The 18,353-nt window shown below is 63.9% G+C and carries 17 protein-coding genes and 1 pseudogene; 10 read left to right on the forward strand and 8 right to left on the reverse strand.

The genetic code is table 11. The features are described from left to right. Positions 1-227: 227 nt before the first annotated feature. Positions 228-698 (reverse strand): Lrp/AsnC family transcriptional regulator, encoded by a 471-nt coding sequence (locus C722_RS0109035; RefSeq protein WP_017640202.1) that lies wholly within the window; start codon positions 696-698, stop codon positions 228-230. 165 nt (positions 699-863) lie between these two features. Between C722_RS0109035 and C722_RS0109040 the strand changes: the two genes are divergently transcribed. Beyond that, a complete protein-coding gene (locus C722_RS0109040; protein WP_197480268.1) occupies positions 864-1,871 on the forward strand; it encodes a 1-aminocyclopropane-1-carboxylate deaminase in 1,008 nt (335 codons plus the stop codon). Between the two features lie 34 nt (positions 1,872-1,905). Next, entirely contained in the window at positions 1,906-2,304 is a 399-nt protein-coding gene (locus C722_RS0109045) for a hypothetical protein (protein WP_017640204.1), read from the forward strand. 9 nt (positions 2,305-2,313) lie between these two features. On the opposite strand, the gene C722_RS0109050 is transcribed toward C722_RS0109045, so the two are convergent. From C722_RS0109050 to C722_RS0109060, 3 genes are all read right to left on the reverse strand, one after another. Continuing rightward, a complete protein-coding gene (locus C722_RS0109050) occupies positions 2,314-3,600 on the reverse strand; it encodes a HipA domain-containing protein (protein ID WP_017640205.1) in 1,287 nt (428 codons plus the stop codon). Further along, positions 3,597-3,848 carry a helix-turn-helix domain-containing protein gene (locus tag C722_RS0109055; protein WP_017640206.1) on the reverse strand — a complete coding sequence of 84 codons (252 nt, stop codon included), beginning with the start codon at positions 3,846-3,848 and terminating at the stop codon, positions 3,597-3,599. Before C722_RS0109055 ends, C722_RS0109050 begins: the two co-directional genes overlap by 4 nt. A gap of 137 nt (positions 3,849-3,985) precedes the next feature. After that, positions 3,986-4,903, reverse strand: coding sequence for a LysR family transcriptional regulator (locus C722_RS0109060; protein WP_017640207.1), 918 nt, complete (start codon positions 4,901-4,903; stop codon positions 3,986-3,988). A 118-nt stretch (positions 4,904-5,021) separates the two neighbouring features. On the opposite strand from C722_RS0109060, the gene C722_RS0109065 reads away from it, so the two are divergent. From C722_RS0109065 to mgrA, 6 genes are all read left to right on the forward strand, one after another. Continuing rightward, complete coding sequence (locus tag C722_RS0109065; protein WP_017640208.1) at positions 5,022-5,786, forward strand: 5-oxoprolinase subunit PxpA; 765 nt, start codon at positions 5,022-5,024, stop codon at positions 5,784-5,786. A gap of 93 nt (positions 5,787-5,879) precedes the next feature. Continuing rightward, complete coding sequence (locus C722_RS0109070) at positions 5,880-6,131, forward strand: acetyl-CoA carboxylase (protein ID WP_017640209.1); 252 nt, start codon at positions 5,880-5,882, stop codon at positions 6,129-6,131. Further along, positions 6,128-7,501: an acetyl-CoA carboxylase biotin carboxylase subunit gene (locus C722_RS0109075; protein ID WP_017640210.1), complete on the forward strand. Its 1,374-nt coding sequence runs from the start codon at positions 6,128-6,130 to the stop codon at positions 7,499-7,501. Before C722_RS0109070 ends, C722_RS0109075 begins: the two co-directional genes overlap by 4 nt. Then, positions 7,498-8,370 (forward strand): allophanate hydrolase subunit 1, encoded by an 873-nt coding sequence (locus tag C722_RS0109080; RefSeq protein ID WP_017640211.1) that lies wholly within the window; start codon positions 7,498-7,500, stop codon positions 8,368-8,370. Before C722_RS0109075 ends, C722_RS0109080 begins: the two co-directional genes overlap by 4 nt. Further along, a complete protein-coding gene (locus tag C722_RS0109085; protein WP_017640212.1) occupies positions 8,367-9,341 on the forward strand; it encodes a biotin-dependent carboxyltransferase family protein in 975 nt (324 codons plus the stop codon). The genes C722_RS0109080 and C722_RS0109085 overlap by 4 nt, the downstream gene beginning before the upstream one ends. A gap of 692 nt (positions 9,342-10,033) precedes the next feature. Then, positions 10,034-11,071, forward strand: coding sequence for an L-glyceraldehyde 3-phosphate reductase (mgrA, locus tag C722_RS0109090; RefSeq protein ID WP_017640213.1), 1,038 nt, complete (start codon positions 10,034-10,036; stop codon positions 11,069-11,071). A gap of 77 nt (positions 11,072-11,148) precedes the next feature. Here the strand turns inward: mgrA and C722_RS24770 are convergent, their stop codons facing one another. After that, positions 11,149-12,063, reverse strand: coding sequence for an AraC family transcriptional regulator (locus tag C722_RS24770; protein ID WP_037063530.1), 915 nt, complete (start codon positions 12,061-12,063; stop codon positions 11,149-11,151). A gap of 248 nt (positions 12,064-12,311) precedes the next feature. Between C722_RS24770 and C722_RS0109100 the strand changes: the two genes are divergently transcribed. Then, entirely contained in the window at positions 12,312-13,619 is a 1,308-nt protein-coding gene (locus C722_RS0109100) for a sugar ABC transporter substrate-binding protein (protein WP_017640215.1), read from the forward strand. Between the two features lie 66 nt (positions 13,620-13,685). Then, a complete protein-coding gene (locus C722_RS0109105; RefSeq protein WP_017640216.1) occupies positions 13,686-14,459 on the forward strand; it encodes an L-iditol 2-dehydrogenase in 774 nt (257 codons plus the stop codon). Between the two features lie 12 nt (positions 14,460-14,471). Here the strand turns inward: C722_RS0109105 and C722_RS0109110 are convergent, their stop codons facing one another. The 3 genes and pseudogenes from C722_RS0109110 to C722_RS24775 form a co-directional block, all read right to left on the reverse strand. Beyond that, the gene (locus C722_RS0109110) at positions 14,472-15,065 is read right to left on the reverse strand and encodes a DUF1349 domain-containing protein (protein ID WP_017640217.1); all 594 of its coding nucleotides are present in this window, start codon (positions 15,063-15,065) and stop codon (positions 14,472-14,474) included. A 521-nt stretch (positions 15,066-15,586) separates the two neighbouring features. Then, the gene (locus tag C722_RS0109115; protein ID WP_017640218.1) at positions 15,587-16,531 is read right to left on the reverse strand and encodes a DNA replication terminus site-binding protein; all 945 of its coding nucleotides are present in this window, start codon (positions 16,529-16,531) and stop codon (positions 15,587-15,589) included. Between the two features lie 94 nt (positions 16,532-16,625). Further along, positions 16,626-18,217 (reverse strand): annotated as a pseudogene (locus C722_RS24775) (alkaline phosphatase). Positions 18,218-18,353: the final 136 nt, after the last annotated feature.

Here is an 18,353-nt window from a genome sequence, read left to right on the forward strand (position 1 = left end):
CAGGCAATCTGATGCCGTTCTTGGCAGGCGCTTCAGCCATAAACTTGCCGGTCACCCCCGATGGGCCCTTTGGCTGCCCGCTCCAAATATCTGCTTTGGGTCGATTTCTGTCATTGGCTGATTCCGGTTTAGGTATTCCCAAAATTTCGTCACAACTTCGGAAACCGACAGCTATCCTGAACGGGCGCCGCTCGGCACCCGTCCCTGCCTAAGCGCCACCCGCCGAATCAGATAGGCAACAACCCCTCGCTCTTGACCTCGTTCAGCACGAAGAAGGTGCGCACCTGGCGCACGCCGGGCAAGGCGATCAGGCGTTCGCTGTGCAGACGATTGAAGGCGGCGATGTCCTTGACCCTGAGCTTGATGAAGTAGTCGACGTCGCCGGCCACCAGGTAGCACTCCAACACCGGGGGCAGGGCGCGGGCGGCCGCTTCGAAGGCCTGGAAGGATTCCGGGGTCGATCGGTCCAGCACCACCCCTACCAATACCGCGGTCTCCCGCTGCACGGCCTTGGGGTCCACATGGGCCCTGACGCCGGTGATGACGCCGCTGTCGAACAGCTTGCGCGTGTGATTCCAGCAGGCGCTGGGACTCAGGGACACCTGGCGGGCCAGCTCGGCATTGCTCAGACGGCCGTCCTGTTGCAGGGCTCTCAGGATCTTGCGTTCGACCGGAGTGAGTTCCGCGCTTTCGCTCATCGAAAGATTCTCCTTTGGAAGAGGATTCTGGCTGAAGGGTCTTGTCGTTCAAACACCCGATCCAGAAGGAAAGCAGGTTTTGTGCCGGTCATTCGAAAGCACCTTTTCCAGGGCTTTGCCTAGCATGGAAGGCGTTCTCTCATCACTGGAGTCGCTGCTATGTCCCTGGACCTCGAAAAGCGTTTTTCCCGCGTCAAGCTCGGTTATTTCCCGTCGCCCTTGCACAAGCTGGAGCGCATGTCGAAGGACCTCGGTATCGAACTCTGGGCCAAGCGTGACGACGTTTCCTCCGGTCTCGCCTATGGCGGCAACAAGGTGCGCAAGCTGGAATGGCTGGCCGCCGATGCGCTGGCGCAGGGCTGCGATACCCTAGTGTCCATCGGCAACATCCAGTCCAACCACACGCGCCAGGTGGCCGCCGTCGCCGCGGTGCTGGGCATGAAGTGCCGGCTGGTCCAGGAGGAGTGGACCAAGTGGGAAGACCCGGTCTACGACAAGGTCGGCAACATCCTGCTGTCGCGGCTGATGGGTGCCCAGACGCTGTTGGAAGGTGAGGGCTATTCCACCGCGGTGAAGGCCACCTGGGAGCGTGCCCTGGATGAGGTGCGGCGTGAGGGCGGCAAGCCCTACGCCATTCCCGCCGGCGCCTCGGATCATCCCCTGGGTGGCCTCGGCTATGCCCATTTTGCCGATGAACTGGCGGCGCAAGAGCGCGACCAGGGCCTCTTCTTCGATACCGTGGTCACGGCCACCTGTACCGGTTCTACCCAGGGCGGCATGGTGGTGGGCTTTCGCGCCCAGGAGCGGGAACGCCGCCTGATCGGCATCGACACGGCGGCGGACGCCGAGATGACCCGCGCCGCGGTGACCAAGATCGCGCGCAACACCGCCGAGATGATCGGCCTGAAGCAGGAGATCCGCGACGAGGACGTCATCATCGAGCCACGGTTCTGCGGACCGGACTACGGCCTGCCGGATGGCCCCACCGTCGAGGCCATCCGCTACACCGCGCAGATGGAGGGGATGCTCACCGACCCGGTCTACGAGGGCAAATCCATGGCCGGGCTGATCGCCATGGCGCGCAGTGGCGAGATCGCCAAGGGCAGCCGGGTGCTCTATGTTCACCTCGGGGGCGCACCGGCGCTCAACGCCTACCACAACGCCTTCGCCTGAGCCCAGGCCACGACTGGTCACGAGGAGGTCCCGCATGACGAGCCAACCCTGGATAGCGGTAGATGACCTCCGACCGGCCGTGGCGCTGGTCATCCTGCATGGCGGTCTCGACCCCATGGTAACGGGGGAATTGCGCAGCGGCTTGCCCGGCTGCAGCGATCTCCCGGTGTTGCAGCTGGAGGACGTCGGCGGGCTGCACGAGGAGTGGCTCACTCAGGGTCCGCAGAGCGGGATCGTACGGCTGTTGTCCCTGCTAGGCGGTGACTGCCTGCTGCTGGCGGTCGAGCCGGAAGGCTTTAACGAGCTGGAGTGGCTGGGATCGGTCGCCGGTCAGCGCCTGCAACAGTTCACGAGCGGCACGCCCACGGGCGAGCTGATCGCCCGCCTGCAACAGCTCAGACGCGAGCGGCTGCTGGCGGTGTTGCCACTTTGAGCGTAGCCGTCAGGCCAGCCGCTCGACCTGTTCGGCGATCAGCGCCCTGATCGCCCGCAGGCAGCGCAACTCGCCGGCGAAGACCGCCCGCAACTCCGGCCACGCGCCGGCCAGGGCCTGATTTTCCCGCTCGGTCTGTTCCAGCAGCTGCTGAGCCTGGGAGGGCAGGCGTTGCCGTAGGCGTTGCAGCTGGGCGGCGGCCGGTGAGCGCTTGATACCCAGCACCTCGGCTGCATCCAGCAATCGCTCGCGGTCGATGGCCGCCAGCCGGTTTTCACCGAGGATCGGCCAGGCGAGGGTGGTTGCGTCCGGCCAGCGCTGCTGGTCGAAAGCGCGGCTCTCGTATACCGCCGTGCAGAGCAGGTCATAGCAGGGTGCGAGGGCCAGCCCCCGCGGTGAGACCAGAAAGCCCAGATTCTTCAGATGAGCATCGGTATTGCCCACCAGCACGTTGAAGGCCAGCCAGGTGAACAGCCGCGTCCGGGTCACGGCGGGCGCCTCGCACAACCGGGCCAATTCGGCCAGGCGCTCCACGCTACCCGCCTGGTACTTAAAATGACGATCCAGACCCAGCACCTGGCAGGCGTCGATGCCGTGGCGCCGTTGCCAGCCGCCCGGGGTACGGACGCGGTCGAAGCGCTCGATCAGATAGACCGGCTCGGGCACGTAGCGGCGCTCGACGGCGGGAACCATCAGCCCGGCCAGACCCGCCAGGCGCATGGTGAACCACTCGTTGATCACCGAATGGGCGAAGGCCTCGTGGGGATGGTCCGGCTTGAGGATATGGGTAGAGGGCAGGGCGCCCACGGGTTCCTGCAGCCTCTGCTCATCGAGGATCACCGCCAGCTTGTGCTGGGCGCCGGCCAGCGACATGCGCTTGTGCGCCTCGTGGGTCAGCGGCAACTGCGGCATGGCCTGGATCCGCCGGGAGAGATCGGCATCGCTCAGGGGGCGGCGATCTCCCGGCGGCAGGTGCTGACCTTCGGCGAGCAGGGTTAGGGAGCCGGCGGATTCGGCGCCGTACCAGCTCAACAGGGCGAAGGCATCAGCGGCATCCAGGCGCGCATCCTGGGCGAGCAGTTGCCGCTGGCCCTCCTCGGGCAGCAGGTTGTCGAAGTACCACTGCACCGGTCGCTGCGAACTGCCATCGATCAGCGGCGCTCGCTGCAAGGGCAATTGCGGACAGAGTCCGAAAGCCTGCCAACCCGGCTCGTACTGGAACGACCAGATACCGTTCTCGTCAGCCAGCCGACCCACCAGCTGGTCGTCGATCCAGGCCAGGAGTTCACGCCTCATGGTGTCCGGGTATCCAGCTGGGCTTCCACCTCGGGGGGCAGATCCACGATCAGGCGCACGCCCAGGCCTTCCAACACCTGGAACAGCTTGCCCCATTGGACGGTTTCGCCACCGCGCTCGACCTTGCCGAGAAAGTTTTCACTGACGCCGAGACTGCCAGCGGCATCGTCCTGGCGCAGCGACTGAGCCTTGCGCGCCTGGCGGACGAGGGCGCCCAGGTCGGCGGCATTCTTGAGTGTCACCTGCATGATTTATCCTCACGAGCGTGGGGATCAGGCTAACGCCAAAGGGAAAGGCAGCGCAATCCTCAAGATCGTGAGGATTTCAGTTGCTGATAACACTGCAAATACGAAATCCTTTCGATCATGAGGATTTTAATCTTCAACTAACGTCGCGCCCCCAGCTGCTGGGGCGCCAGAAAGGCGCTGTGGAAGTAGCTGCGAAAGGCCTGCATGGCCGGCGTCAGCGGATGCTCCCTGTGCCAGGCCAGCCCCACGCTCATCGGCGTGATGGGCTCCATCAGGGTACGGGTCTCCAGTCGCTTGCCCTCCAGCGACCAGGGCCGATAGACCAGGTCGGAGAGGATGGCCACGCCGCTGCCGTTGGCCACCATGCTGCGTACGGCCTCCACCGAGCTGGTGCGCAAGCGCACCTGGGGTTCAAGGCCTGACTGGCGCCAATAGCGCATGGCGCTCTGTTCGGCCTCGTCGACGGTGAGCAGTACGTAGGGCTCGCGGGCGACGTCGGCCAAGCTGACGTTGGGTCGATCGCGCAGGGGATGGCCACTGGGCAGCCAGAGTCGGCGTTCGGAATTGAAGAGCGTCTCGGAGACGATGTCCTCGTGGGTCAGGTTGGCGGTCAGCACCACCGCCATGTCGATACGCTTGTCCAGCAGCGCTTCCTCGATGGCCTGGCGCTCCTGCTCGTGCACCGCCACCGTCACCTCGGGATAGAGCTGTGCCAGGCGTTGCAGGTGGTGGGGGAGGAAGTAGCCGATCACCGTGTAGCTGGCGGCAATGCGCAGCTCGCCGCTGGCGCGGTGGTCGGGCAGGGCGCTGCTCAGGGCGTCGTCGACCCCGCGCAGGATGCCGTAGGCATGGTTGAGGAAATGCCGACCGGCGTCGGTCAAGGCCATCCCCTGAGCCGAACGGACGAACAGGCTGGCACCCAGCAGGCCCTCCAGTTCCTGGATGGCGCTGGTCACCGCCGACTGGGAGATGTTCAGGTGGATGGCGGCCTGGGAGATCTGACCCAGTTCGGCGGTCGCGGCAAAGTAGCGCAGTTGACGCAGGGTTAGGGCCATGGGGATCGTCCTGAGGTATCGATTTTTCCGAACGCTAGGCTTTAGATAATAAATCTTCCCAAGGGGGCAGGTCAGTCCTAAGGTCGAGGACAACGCACCGCTGCCAGGGAATACCGCAATGATCGAGGTGGACTTCAATTCCGACATGGGCGAGGGGCTGGGCGCCTGGACCCTGGGCGACGGCGTGGACGACCAGCTGCTCGACTTGGTCAGCTCGGCCAATATCGCCACCGGCTTCCATGCCGGCGATCCCAGCCTCATGCAGCGCACCGTGTTGCAGGCCAAGGCGCGCAATGTCGCCATCGGCGCCCATCCGGGCTATCGCGATCTGGTGGGCTTCGGTCGCCGCCCGCTGCAGATGACCGCCGAAGAACTGGTGGCCGATATCGTCTACCAGCTCGGCGCCCTGCGTGAATTCGCCCGCTTGCATGGCTTGTGCCTGCAACACCTCAAACCCCATGGCGCGCTGTTCATGCACCTGTCACGGGACGAGGCGGCGGCCCGCCTGCTGGTGGAGACCCTGCAGCGGCTCGAACCCGAGCTGCTGCTCTATTGCCTGCCCGATTCGGCCACCTGGCGTATCGGTCGCGAGCTGGGACAGCCCCTGGTACGCGAGTTCTATGCCGACCGGGACTACGACGCCAGCGGCTCCATCGTACTGGTCCGGCGCGTGGGCGCCCTGGATCCCCAGGCGGTGGCCGAGCGAGTGCTGAGAGCCTGCCAACAGGGGCGGGTCGCCACGGTGGAGGGGGGCGAGGTCGAGGTGACCTTCGAATCCATCTGCCTGCACAGCGATACCCCCGGTGCGCTGGGCCTGGCGCAGGCCATTCGCCAGCGCCTGGACGCCGCCGGTATCGCCGTGCGCGCACCCCGCGCCGACTAGTTCCGCGTTCGATACTGGCGCCCGAGACGCCGGATCCTTCATCTATTAGCTACGCCTGCCTTTCCGACAACATCGCCTAGAAGAGGAATCGTCATGGCCGAACATTCGGTGCTCTCGCCCCTGCCCGGGACGTTCTATCGCAAACCCACGCCTGATGCGGCGCCCTATGTGGATGTCGGGGAAACCGTCACCGCCGGTACCGTGATCGGCCTGGTCGAGGTGATGAAGCAATTCTCGGAGGTCCACGCCGAGGTCGCCGGAACCCTGACGGCCTTCGTGGTCGAAGACGGCGATCCGGTCGAGCCGGGTCAGTTGCTGGCCACCCTGAGCGGAGCCGACTCGTGAGCACGACAGGGGGCGGCATCCGCCGTCTGCTGGTCGCCAATCGTGGCGAGATCGCTGTCCGTATTCTGCGCGCCGCCAAGGCCTTGAACATCGAGACGGTGCTAGCCTGCAGCGAGGCGGACCAGGATTCCCTGGCGGCGCGCCAGGCCGATGCCGTGGTGGTGATCGGCCCGGCGCGGGCGGATCGCAGCTACCTCAACATCGACGCGCTGCTCAAGGCGCTGCACGACAGCGGCGCCGATGCGGTCCATCCCGGCTATGGCTTCCTGGCCGAGAGCGCGGCCTTCGCCGATGCGGTGGAGGAGGCCGGTGCCATCTTCGTCGGCCCCTCGGGTGACATCATTCGCCGCATGGGCGACAAGGCCGAGGCGCGGCGTACCGCCCTGGCGGCTGGCGTCCCGGTGGTGCCTGGCTCCGCCGGCGAACCGGCCGATATAGAAGCGGCCATAGCGGCAGCCAAGACGGTGGGCTATCCGCTGCTGATCAAGGCGTCGGCGGGAGGAGGAGGCCGGGGCATCCGCCTGGCCCGCGATGCCACCGAACTGGCGCGGGAATTTCCCCTCGCTCAACGTGAAGCCCAGGCCGCCTTTGGCAACGGTGCCCTCTATCTGGAGCGCTTCATCGAGCACGCTCGCCATATAGAGGTACAGATCCTGGGTGATGGCCAGCGCGTGGTGCATCTGTTCGAACGCGAATGTTCGTTGCAGCGTCGCCGTCAGAAGCTCTTGGAAGAAGCACCATCACCGGTGCTGAGCACTGCTCAGCGCGAGACCCTCTGCGCCAGCGCGGTCCGTCTGGCCGAAAGTCTCGGCTATCGCGGCGCGGGCACCCTGGAATACCTGTTCGACGAAGCCCGGGGCGAGTTCTTCTTCATCGAGATGAATACCCGCATCCAGGTCGAGCATCCGGTCAGCGAGATGGTCACCGGCATCGACCTGGTCCAGGCCATGCTGTGCATCGCCGGTGGCGAACCCCTGCGGCTGCGCCAGGAAGACATCCATCTGCTGGGCGCGGCCATCGAGCTGAGGCTCAACGCCGAGGACCCGGCGCGCAATTTCTTCCCCAGTCCCGGAACGGTCGAGCAGCTCGCCTGGCCGCGTGGCGCGGGCATCCGCGTCGACAGCCATCTCTATGCCGGCTATCGGGTGCCGCCTTACTACGACTCGCTGCTGGCCAAGCTCATCGCCCATGGCGCCGATCGCACCGAGGCGCTGGCCCGTGCGCGTCAGGCGCTGGACGAGTTGCGCCTTACCGGCATGGCCACCACCGCATCCCTGCATCGACGGCTGCTGGACGAACCCTGGGTGATCGAAGCCCGCTTCGACACCGGTACCTTGGAACACTGGCTGGCCGAGGAGATTCCCGCATGACGACCGCGATCCGCTACAGCTTTGGCGGCGACGAACACCTGTTCGTCGAACTGTCCGAGAGCATGTCCCTGGAGGCCTTTTTCCGTGGCCTGGCCATGACTCGCGCGGTGCAGGCTCTGCAGTTGCCCGGCATCCACGACATCTGCCTGGCCAATGCCTCCTTCCAGATCCGTTTCGATCCCGACGTGCTGCCGCCCGACCGGCTCCTGGCAGCCGTCCAGGGCGTGGAAGACCAGGCGGTGGCCGAGCGTCAACTGGCCACACGGATGATCGAAATCCCGGTGTTCTACAACGATCCCTGGACCCACGAGACGCTGATGCGCTTTCGCGATCGCCACCAGGATCCGTCCGCCACCGATCTGGAATACGCTGCGCGCATCAACGGCCTGGCCGACGTCGAAGCCTTTATCGCCGCCCACAGCGGCGCGCCCTGGTTCGTGTCCATGGTGGGCTTCGTGGCCGGACTGCCGTTCATGTTCCAGATGGTGGAGCCGGAGCGGCAGCTGCAGGTGCCGAAGTACCTGCGGCCCCGCACCGACACGCCCAAACAGACCCTGGGTCACGGCGGCTGCTTCGGCTGCATCTACTCGGTCCGGGGTGCCGGTGGCTACCAGATGTTCGGGGTGACGCCAGCGCCCATCTACGATCCGGCGCAGCGCCTCGACTATCTGCAAGAGCACATGGTGTTTTTCCGGCCCGGCGACATCGTCCGCTTCCGCGCCATCGACCGCGCCGAGTACGACCGGATGCTGGCCGAGGTAGAGGAGGGTAGCTTCACCCTGAACATACGCCCCATGGACTTTTCCCTGGACGCCTTTCTCGACGATCCCCGTGGCTATCCGCGCGCCCTGATGGAGGAGCCGGCATGATCAAGGTACTCAAACCCGGCCTGGCCACCGCGATCCAGGACCTCGGTCGCGAAGGCTACTATCACCTGGGCATTCCGCCGTCCGGCGCCATGGACAGCTATGCCTTGCGCGCGGCCAATCTGCTGGTGGGCAATGCACCCGGAGCCGCCGCGCTGGAATGCACCTTGCTCGGGCCGGAGCTGCAGTTCGCCGAAGACGCCCTGGTCGCCCTGAGCGGCGCGCGCATGACGCCACGCCTGGACGGCGCCGAGATGCCGCTGGACCAGGCCTTCCACGTGCGCGCCGGCCAGGTGCTCAAGTTCGATTACCTCAAGGCCGGTGCCCGTGGCTATCTGGCGGTGGCCGGAGGTTTCGATGTGCCCGAGGTGCTGGGCAGTCGTTCGACCTATACGCTGGGTGGCCTCGGTGGCTTCCAGGGTCGACGTCTTGCCGCGGGAGACGAATTGCCGATCGGAACGCCAGCGGCAGCTGCCAAGCCTGGAACTCGGTTACCGAAAGATCTGGTACCGGCCTGCGGTGGCGAAGTGACCTTGCGTGTCGTACCCGGGCTCTATCATCACCGCCTGACCGCAGACGCGGCTGAGGCCTTTTTCGCCGATACCTGGACAGTAGGCTCCGAAGCCGACCGTATCGGTTATCGCTTCAAGGGCGGCCGACCGCTGGCATTCACGCCGCGCGAACAACCCTTTGGCGCCGGCTCGGATCCGTCCAATATCGTCGACAGCTGTTATCCCATCGGTTCGATCCAGGTGCCGGCGGGCCTCGAACCCATCGTCCTGCACCGAGACGCCGTGTCGGGTGGTGGCTACGCCATGATCGGCACGGTCATCAGCAGCGACCTGGATCTGATCGGCCAGCTGCAGCCGAATCAGAAGGCGCGGTTCGTCGCCGTAACGTTGGAAGATGCATTAGCGGCACGTCGGATCTACCAGAAACGCTTGCAGCGCCTGGAGCAGGCCTTGGCTGGATGACTGGCGGCAATCAGCCAGAACGTTCAGCGGTGAGCTAAAAGATCCTGAAGGCGCGGTCGGTAACAGGCGCGTCTTCAGGATCGTCGCTGAACGACCTTTAGCAGAAACGCTGAGCAGCGATGCGTGCGGGTGACACTGGATGCCGGCGAGAAATTGTTCTGCAGCCGTGTACAGGTCCAGCGGTGCAAGCCAAAGACGGTTTTGTTCGCACAGCGAAGATTCGTCACAAGCAGCAATTGCTGCAATTGAAAACAAGCTGGTCGACGATGCCAGGGTAGGGAAGTCGAAGCCGAGCCTGGTCTGGCAGTAAGGGAGAAAGGCAGTGGGCTAATTGGATGGCAAAGGGCAATGACCAGCTCCCGTCCATATCCAATTTAACATAATATACATTATGCGAAGTTATGGTTATGGAGTGCTGCACCAGGTGTCTGCCTTTTCACGCTGGCGGCTTCCTCCAATTCGCCACGACCTCGCCACGTTGCCTGGCACTACGACTCCAAGGATTCAGATCGCCGCTTACCGTACACCTGCACCGCAAATTCCGCAGCGCCCGTTTGTACAAGACGCCGTCGACAGCTTTAATCGGATGGCGTCCGTTCCCGGAGTTCTTTCCGGTTGTCGCGCCTCTGCCTGTGTCACCGCGCGCGAATGTCCTGGGTTTCCAACACGTATTCCATCCCAAGGAGTTTTGCATGGCTTATCAAGCCGCTTCCGATCGCTATGACCGTATTCCTTACCGCCGCGTGGGTCGCAGCGGTCTCGTGCTGCCGGCGCTTTCGCTGGGCCTGTGGCACAACTTCGGCGACACCACGCCGCTGGATCGTCAACGCGCCTTGCTGCGCACTGCCTTCGATCTGGGCATCAATCACTTCGACCTGGCCAACAACTACGGGCCGCCCTATGGCAGCGCCGAGATCAATTTCGGTCGGCTGCTGCGCGAAGACTTCGCGGCCTACCGCGACGAACTCATCATCTCCAGCAAGGCCGGCTGGGACATGTGGCCCGGACCCTATGGCCAAGGTGGCGGCTCGCGCAAATACGTCCTGGCCAGCCTGGATCAGAGCCTCAAGCGTCTTGGTCTGGATTACGTCGACATCTTCTATTCGCATCGTTTCGACGAACACACACCGCTGGAAGAAACCGCCAGTGCCCTGGCTACGGCGGTCCAGCAAGGCAAGGCGCTCTATATCGGCATCAGCTCCTATTCGGGCACCAAGACCCGGGAAATGGCCAAGTTGCTGGCCGACTGGAAGATCCCGCTGCTGATCCACCAGCCGGCCTACAACCTGCTCAATCGCTGGATCGAAAAGGATCTGCTGGATGCGACCGAGGACATCGGCAGTGGCGTGATCGCCTTTACGCCGCTGGCCCAGGGGTTGCTGACCGACAAGTACCTCAATGGCGTTCCGGCCGAGGCCCGGGTCAATCAGCCCGGTGGCCAGTCGCTGCAGCAAGGCCATCTGTCCGACGAGAACCTGGCCCGAGTACGCGCTCTGGATGCCATCGCCAAGCGCCGCGGCCAGAGCCTGGCGCAGCTGGCCCTGGCCTGGACCCTGCGCGATCCGCGCATCACCAGCGCCCTGATCGGCGCCAGTCGACCCGAGCAGATCGTGGAAAACGTGGCAGCCCTGGACAACCTGACCTTTACCGCCGAGGAACTGGCCGAGATCGATACCCATGCGGTCGAAGGCGACATCAATCTCTGGGCCAAGCCGTCCAGCGCGGAATAAAGCCCCGTTTGGCGTAGCTGGCGCTCCAGCGTCAGCTACGCCTACCTTTATAGGATCCTCCCAGGGCATAACCGCCCTCACCCAGGCGGCTGCTGACGCCGCGTCCCGATCTGTTCCTGGCGATACTGGCTGGGCGTCTGTCCGGTCTCGTTGCGAAAATGCCGGTTGAAATTGGACAGATTGGAATAGCCCACCTCGAAGCAGATGGTCGCTATGGACAGCTCCGCCTGCCGCAGCAGACGACAGGCCCGCTGGAGGCGCAGCTTGCGCGCCAATTCGATGAAGCCGTGGCCGGTGACCTTCTTGAAGAAGCGGGAAAAGCCGGCCTCGCTCATGCCGACGCGTCTGGCGATCACCGGCAGCCGGATATCTTCGGTGAGCTCGCTCAGCAGATAGTCGAAGGCCTGATGCACCCTTGCTGAACTGCGGGCATCCAGCGCCGGCGCATAACAGGCACTGGCCAGGACGATCCTTTCGCGTCCCGGCGCCCGGGACAGCAAGCCTAGCAAGGCGAACAGCTTGAGCAGACGCTCGGCACCCCGGGCCTGGCCCATCGCCTCGATCAATGCAGCCGCCTGCAGGGCCGTATCGCCTTTGAACTCCAGACCGCGTCGGGCCTGTTCCAGCAACGGCAGATAATCGCCCAGCTCCGGTGCCACAGCGCTCAGCGAGCGCAGCAAGTCACCATTGAACTGGATGACCACATCGCGCCCGGCAAGCACCTCGCCGGGTGGCAGATCACCGATCCAGTCATGTGGCAGATCCGGCCCGATCATGGCCACGTGACCTGCCGCAAAGGGCCCGACATAGTCGCCGGCCAGCAGTCGTCCACTGCCCTGGCGGATCAGATGGATCTCGTACTCGGGATGGTGATTCCAACGCGCCAAGGCATAGGGATAGTCGTGCTCGTACCAGCGAAAACTCTGGTCGGGCGCGGCAAGGATCACTTCCAGCTCTGCCGGTCGCGCCTCGAGGAAGGCGGTCGCCTTCATGATGTACCTCTGCTTGTTCTTGTAGGCCCACACCGGTCGGCCTGGCTATCGATGCTTTTTTGACCTGGTTGCGCTCGGCGATCAAGGTCAAAAATGTATCGGCAACTGGTCAATGCCAGGTTAGCCAGCGGCTTGGCCCTGCTGTTGTAATCCTCTCCAGCGGGCCTGTCGAGATCAGATTTATATCGGCGGCCAGCCATTCATAACAACAACAAGCTGCCCGCCGTGGCAGTCACGGAGAGAAGAAGATGAAGCGCCCTATCGCGTTGCTGCTGTTGGCCGGTCTCGGACTGACCGGTGTTGCCCAGGCCGTCGAATCGGTCACCGTTGCCACCGTCAACAACAGCGACATGGTGCGCATGCAGCGTCTGTCCCAGGTCTTCGAGAAACAGCACCCCGATATCAAGCTCAACTGGGTGGTGCTCGAAGAAAACGTGCTGCGGCAGCGGCTGACCACCGACATCACCACCGGTGGTGGCCAATTCGACGTACTGACCATCGGCACCTACGAAACCCCGCTGTGGGGCGCCAAGAACTGGCTGGAGCCGCTCGACAACCTGCCTGCCAGCTATGACGTCGAAGACATCTTTCCGGCAGTCCGCCAGGGGCTGTCGGTCAACAAACATCTCTATGCCCTGCCGTTCTACGGCGAAAGCACCGTCACCTACTACCGCAAGGACCTGTTCAAGGCCGCCGGCCTGCAGATGCCCGACCAGCCAACCTGGACGCAACTCGCCGACTTTGCCAGCAAGCTCAACCAGCCGGACAAGGACCAGTACGGACTCTGCCTGAGAGGCAAGGCCGGCTGGGGGGAAAACGTCGCGCTGCTCAGCCTGATGGGCAACGCCTTCGGCGCGCGCTGGTTCGACGAACAATGGCAGCCCGAACTGACCAGTCCCGAGTGGACGGAAGCGGCCAATTTCTACGTTGACAACATGAAGAATTACGGCCCGCCCGGGGCTTCCAGCAACGGCTTCAACGAGAACCTGGCTCTGTTCAACAGCGGCAAATGTGCGCTCTGGGTGGATGCCAGCGTCGCCGGCTCCTTCACCACCGACAAGAGCCAGAGCAAGGTGGCCGACCAGGTCGGCTTCGCCGCTTCGCCTCATGAAGTCACCGACAAGGGCTCGTCCTGGCTGTATGCCTGGTCGCTGGCGATTCCGGCGAGTGCCAAGCACAAGGAGGCTGCCAAGACCTTCATCACCTGGGCGACTTCCAAGGAATACATCCAGCTGGTGGCCGATCAGGACGGCATCGCCAACGTACCACCGGGCACGCGCCAGTCCACCTACAGCCCGGCCTACCTGAGCGCGGCGCCCTTCGCCAAGATCACCCTGGAGATGATGCAGCACGCCGACCCGGCCCATCCCTCGGCCAAGCCGGTGCCCTATGTCGGCATCCAGTACGTGACCATTCCCGAGTTCCAGGCCATCGGCACCTCGGTCGGCAAGCTGTTCTCCGCCGCCCTCACCGGCCAGATGAGCGTCGAGCAGGCCCTCAACGCGGCCCAGACCTCGACGACCCGCGAAATGAAACGCGCGGGCTATCTCAAGTAACGTCCCTTTATCCAGGACATGACCGCACTGCATTGCGCGGTCAGTCTCTCGATTGGAGCCAAGACCATGAACAGACTGGAAGGAAAAAGCGCCCTGATCACCGGCGCAGCGCGCGGTATCGGCAAGGCCTTCGCCCAAGCCTACCTCAGGGAAGGCGCGACGGTGGCCATCGCCGACATCAATATCGAACGAGCACGCGAGACCGCCGAGGAGCTGGGCGAGCGCGCCTATGCCCTGGCCATGGACGTCACCGACCAGGCGTCCATCGACACTGCCATCGCCCAGGTGGTCGCTACCGCCGGCAAGCTCGACATCCTGGTCAACAATGCCGCCCTGTTCGACCTGGCACCCATCGTCGAGATCTCGCGGGGAAGCTATGACCGGCTGTTCGCCATCAACGTGGCCGGCCCCTTGTTCACCCTGCAGGCCGCCGCCCGGCAGATGATCGCCCAGGGTCATGGCGGCAAGATCATCAATATGGCCAGCCAGGCCGGGCGCCGCGGTGAAGCCCTGGTTGCCGTCTATTGCGCGACCAAGGCCGCAGTCATCAGCCTGACCCAGTCGGCCGGCCTCGACCTCATCAAGCACCGCATCAACGTCAATGCCATCGCCCCCGGCGTGGTCGACGGTGAGCATTGGGAGGGTGTGGACGCCCTCTTCGCCCACTACGAGCAACGACCGCTCGGCGAGAAGAAGCGCCTGGTCGGCGAAGCCGTACCCTATGGCCGGATGGGGACCGCCGAGGATCTGGTCGGCATGGCGGTATTCCTGGCGTCCAGCGACAGTGACTTCGTGGTCGCCCAGACCTACAACGTCGACGGCGGCAACTGGATGAGCTGATCTACCCTGCAGTCAGCTCAGGTCATGCAGTTCCTTGACGATCGCCGGCCCTATCTGGAGGTCGGCAAAGCTGACCTCCAAGCCCTCGCGCTGCGGCGAGCAGCAATAGGGGCCAACTCGTAGGTCCGCACCCTCTTCGCTGGCGAATCGACACAGCCGCAACAGCGGCCAACTCAGGCCATCCAGGGAATACTGCAGGCGCAGCACCTCGCCATGCAGCGTCATGCGCAGCCAGAAGCCGCGGACGGCATCGGGCATCGGCCCCAGGGCCCAGTCGGAATGCCCCAGGGTGAGGACACTGCCCAGATGGGCGATGCCATCGTTGATCTCCAGGCCCGTCTTGCACCAGCGATCGCTACCCTGCCGTACCATCAGGCCAGCCTGATCGTACAGCTCGGTGAAGGTCCCGGTGATCCGTACCTGCACGGTGAAATCCGCACCGGCCGCATAACCGCGGAAATGCCCGCTGTCACGCTCGAAGCCGTATTGGGTCTTCTGCCAGAAGTCGGTTTCGCTATCGGTACTGATGTGCAGCAGACCATCCGTATCGGACCAGTGCGTCGGTTCGTTCAGCCACTGGGCAGGCAAGGTCTTCGCAAGGGTCATGACGGTTATCCGCGGTGGATGGGCTGCGCACACGATAGATCAAGGACGCGGGATGCGCCAAAGCCGGACGGTAAATCGTGCTGTCAGGGCAGCCATCCCCTGCCCTCTAGCGACTTTCTTGCAGGCATGAAAAAAGGGAGCCCTAAGGCTCCCCTGTTCAAGTACGTCTGCTGTCCTCTTGTTTTTGTTGTCGGACGTCGACGTCATCGATCTTTAGTACGCCCCACCAACGAGGTGGGAAGTGAACAGATTACTTTGGTTGCTCTGGAGCGTTCCAAAATGATCGGTTCGCGAGCCTTGGCCGTCTTGTTCTTGTTGTGGGCGGTTAGCGGCGCATCTTGTTGTTCTTGTGCCAGTAATAAAGCACTCGCCGTGCCAACATTCATAAGTCTTTGAAAATGCTAGTTTTCATTGATTAGAGGCTGGCGTGCGGGCAACTGTTGCGGAGGATTTCGTTACCTTTTCACTCGGCCATGAAGGATCTGGTTACGACATCCACCCGCTCGGTAACGTCAGCAGGCTCAGCGACTGTAGGTCGAGCGCTTGAGCGTCGCCTCGTTGTTGCGCTGGGCGGCGGGCCGTTCCGGGTTGTCGGTGGGCAAGTACAGCAACCGCGTGGCCAGCACCTCGCGCCGCGGCTTGATGTCGGGTCGCAGTGCCCCGCGCTGAGTCCGATCGAAGTCGCGCAGGTCGACGACCTGCATGCCGTCCTGCGCCGGTACCACGAACACCGGCAGGTTCGCGTGGATCATGGCGTCATAGCGACTCTCCTCGCCGAACCAGAGCATCGCCCGCGGATGCGGCGCGATCTTCTTGTGGCGAACCAGGATGTCATCGTCCGCCATCCGGTTGAGTGCCTGGTGTTCCTGCCATTCAGGGGTGCGATCCAGAGCGATCCGCTCCCGGTCGGCGCGGGCCATGGCCAGGGTCTTGAGTTGCTCGCGCACCTTGGCCACCTTGACCCGCTCTCCTCCCGCGGTATGCCCGGCCCAAGTAAAGGTCAGCTGCCGGACCGGATCGGGAAAGCCGTGCACCTTGCGGATCAGCTGCTTGGTATTGAAGGCGCCACCCAGGGCCTTGCGCATGATGCGGGGCCGCGCCTCCGGCGCCAGCTCCAGCTCCAGGCGTGTCTGCTCGATCGCCGCGCTGAAGGCGGCCTTGCAGGTATTGATGGCCAGGATCTCCTCCATCAGCGGCTCGGCCAGGGCGATATAACCTGGCAGTCGGCTGACCGTGCCCGGTGCCTGGCCGGGTTGCAGGTGGAAGGCCAGCAAGGCATCGCGGGTGAGTTCCACCGCAGCGCTGCCCTCGAAGGACTCCGCCGCGATGTGGTCAGGCACCCGCTGCTGGGCCAGCAAAGGCAGCCGCCAGACCCGGGCGGCTATCACCTTGCCGGGCCAGCGCTCATTAAAGATGGCGATGCTCCGCTTGAGGTCTTCGAACGCGCTCTTGATGTCTTCGTGCATGGCCAACTCCAACCTGATAACTACCAGATTGTAGCATTTACAAGAACTTGGGCCTCTTCTTGATAGCCGTGCAGAGGATTATCATTAAATTCATCTACCCTATAGGGGTGGTATTGCTATTCAAGGGTTGCAGCCTCTGGGTGAATTGCGGACGGCCGTCCTGATCCCTGAGCGTGACCTGCAATTCGGCGGTCTTGCCGTCGATCTCCACCTCCCCGAAGAATTGGAAGTTGCTCAGCGGTGAGGTGTTGGCCTGGGGCGGCGCCTTCTGGAACACCACTTCTGGCCCAAAGGTGGCATCCAGCGGGTTGGGACCGAAGCTGCCGGCGTTCAGCGGCCCCGCCACGAATTCCCAGAAAGGCTCGAAATCCTGGAAGGCCGCCCTGTCCGGGTGATAGTGATGCGCGGCGCAGTAATGCACGTCTGCGGTAAGCCAGACCGTGTTGCGGATCCCCTGCCGGGCGATGAAGCGCAGCAGGTCGGCTGTTTCCAGCTCGCGCCCCTTGGGTGCTCCGGGATCGCCGTTGGCGATCGCCTCCCAGCGCGCCTGGCCCTGCGCATCCTTGCCGTCCGGCACCTGCAGCCCGATGGGCATATCGGCCGCGATCACCTTCCAGGTCGCCCTGGACGCCTGCAGCTCCTTCTTCAGCCAGTCGAGTTGCTCCTGCCCCAGAAAGGCGCCCTGGCCGCCCTCCTCGCTACCCAGGTTGCTGTCGTTGCCGGCGCGATAGCTGCGCATGTCCAGCACGAAGACATCCAGCAGGGGGCCATAGGCGATCCGTCGATAGATGCGCCCTGCCCCGTCGGCCGAGACGCCCCGCATGGGCGCGTATTCCAGGAACGCCTGGCGGGCCCGACCGCTCAGGACATTGATGTCCTTGACCTGGTAGCGATCGTCCAGCGTCTTGCTCGGCGACCAGTTGTTGGTGGTCTCGTGGTCGTCCCACTGCCACACCTGGGGCACCTCGGCGTTGAATCTCTTGAGGTGGGTGTCCATCAGGTTGTAGCGATAATTGCCGCGGAATTCGTCCAGGGTTTCCGCCACCTTGCTCTTCGCCTCGGTGGTGATATTGCGCCAGATGCGTCCCTCTTCCACCGTCAGCTGGGCCGGGAGCGGGCCGTCGGCATAGATGGTGTCGCCACTGTGCAGGAAGAAGTCCGGCCGCCGCTCGCGCATGGCGTTGTAGATGCGCATGCCGCCGATGTCAGGGTTGATGCCAAAGCCCTGGCCAACGGTGTCACCACCCCAGACGAAGCGGATGTCGCCGCGCTGGCTGGGGGCCGAGCGCAAGTGGCCGATGATGGGCTCGCTGAGCGCACCGCTGTCCAGGTCCTCGAAGCGCACCCGGTAGAAGATATGTTGATCGGCGGGCAGCCCTGCCAGATCGATACGGGCGGTGTAGTCCTGGGCGGCCGTGGTGATCGGCCCCGCCGCTTTGCGTAGCGTGCGAAAGCTTTCCTGGGTATCCCACTCCACCAGTAGCCGCGCCGGGCGATCCGTACGACTCCAGATCAGTGCCCGGCCCTCGGTGACATCACCCGCCTGGACACCATCGGGTATGCCCGGGCGCCCTGCCGGTGCGGCCCAGGTCCGCTGGCCCAGGTCCGCTGGCCCAGGGCCGGCAACAGCAGCGTGGCTCCCAGGCCTTGCAGAACACGACGACGATCGGGACGAATAAGGGACATGGTGGCGGCCTCTGGCGGAAAACCGTTAGCACTACCCCGCCTTGATGACTTGTTCGTGACATAGGAGGTATCAGGCAAGCCTGATCAGTCCTATAGGGGTGGTATTAATAAATGGACACTTTGGTCTGGGAGGCCT

The organism is Pseudomonas sp. 313, assembly GCF_000316965.1.
Lineage (GTDB): Bacteria > Pseudomonadota > Gammaproteobacteria > Pseudomonadales > Pseudomonadaceae > Chryseomonas > Chryseomonas benzopyrenica.

Coding starts and splice junctions, on each gene's coding strand:
- C722_RS0109035 (WP_017640202.1), bottom strand. CDS start 698: ATGAGCGAAAGCGCGGAACTCACTCCGGTCGAACGCAAGATCCTGAGA.
- C722_RS0109110 (WP_017640217.1), bottom strand. CDS start 15,065: ATGACCCTTGCGAAGACCTTGCCTGCCCAGTGGCTGAACGAACCGACG.
- C722_RS0109055 (WP_017640206.1), bottom strand. CDS start 3,848: ATGCAGGTGACACTCAAGAATGCCGCCGACCTGGGCGCCCTCGTCCGC.
- C722_RS0109050 (WP_017640205.1), bottom strand. CDS start 3,600: ATGAGGCGTGAACTCCTGGCCTGGATCGACGACCAGCTGGTGGGTCGG.
- C722_RS0109080 (WP_017640211.1), top strand. CDS start 7,498: ATGACGACCGCGATCCGCTACAGCTTTGGCGGCGACGAACACCTGTTC.
- C722_RS0109105 (WP_017640216.1), top strand. CDS start 13,686: ATGAACAGACTGGAAGGAAAAAGCGCCCTGATCACCGGCGCAGCGCGC.
- C722_RS0109100 (WP_017640215.1), top strand. CDS start 12,312: ATGAAGCGCCCTATCGCGTTGCTGCTGTTGGCCGGTCTCGGACTGACC.
- C722_RS0109115 (WP_017640218.1), bottom strand. CDS start 16,531: ATGCACGAAGACATCAAGAGCGCGTTCGAAGACCTCAAGCGGAGCATC.
- C722_RS0109085 (WP_017640212.1), top strand. CDS start 8,367: ATGATCAAGGTACTCAAACCCGGCCTGGCCACCGCGATCCAGGACCTC.
- C722_RS0109065 (WP_017640208.1), top strand. CDS start 5,022: ATGATCGAGGTGGACTTCAATTCCGACATGGGCGAGGGGCTGGGCGCC.
- C722_RS0109060 (WP_017640207.1), bottom strand. CDS start 4,903: ATGGCCCTAACCCTGCGTCAACTGCGCTACTTTGCCGCGACCGCCGAA.
- C722_RS0109070 (WP_017640209.1), top strand. CDS start 5,880: ATGGCCGAACATTCGGTGCTCTCGCCCCTGCCCGGGACGTTCTATCGC.
- C722_RS0109045 (WP_017640204.1), top strand. CDS start 1,906: ATGACGAGCCAACCCTGGATAGCGGTAGATGACCTCCGACCGGCCGTG.
- mgrA (WP_017640213.1), top strand. CDS start 10,034: ATGGCTTATCAAGCCGCTTCCGATCGCTATGACCGTATTCCTTACCGC.
- C722_RS24770 (WP_037063530.1), bottom strand. CDS start 12,063: ATGAAGGCGACCGCCTTCCTCGAGGCGCGACCGGCAGAGCTGGAAGTG.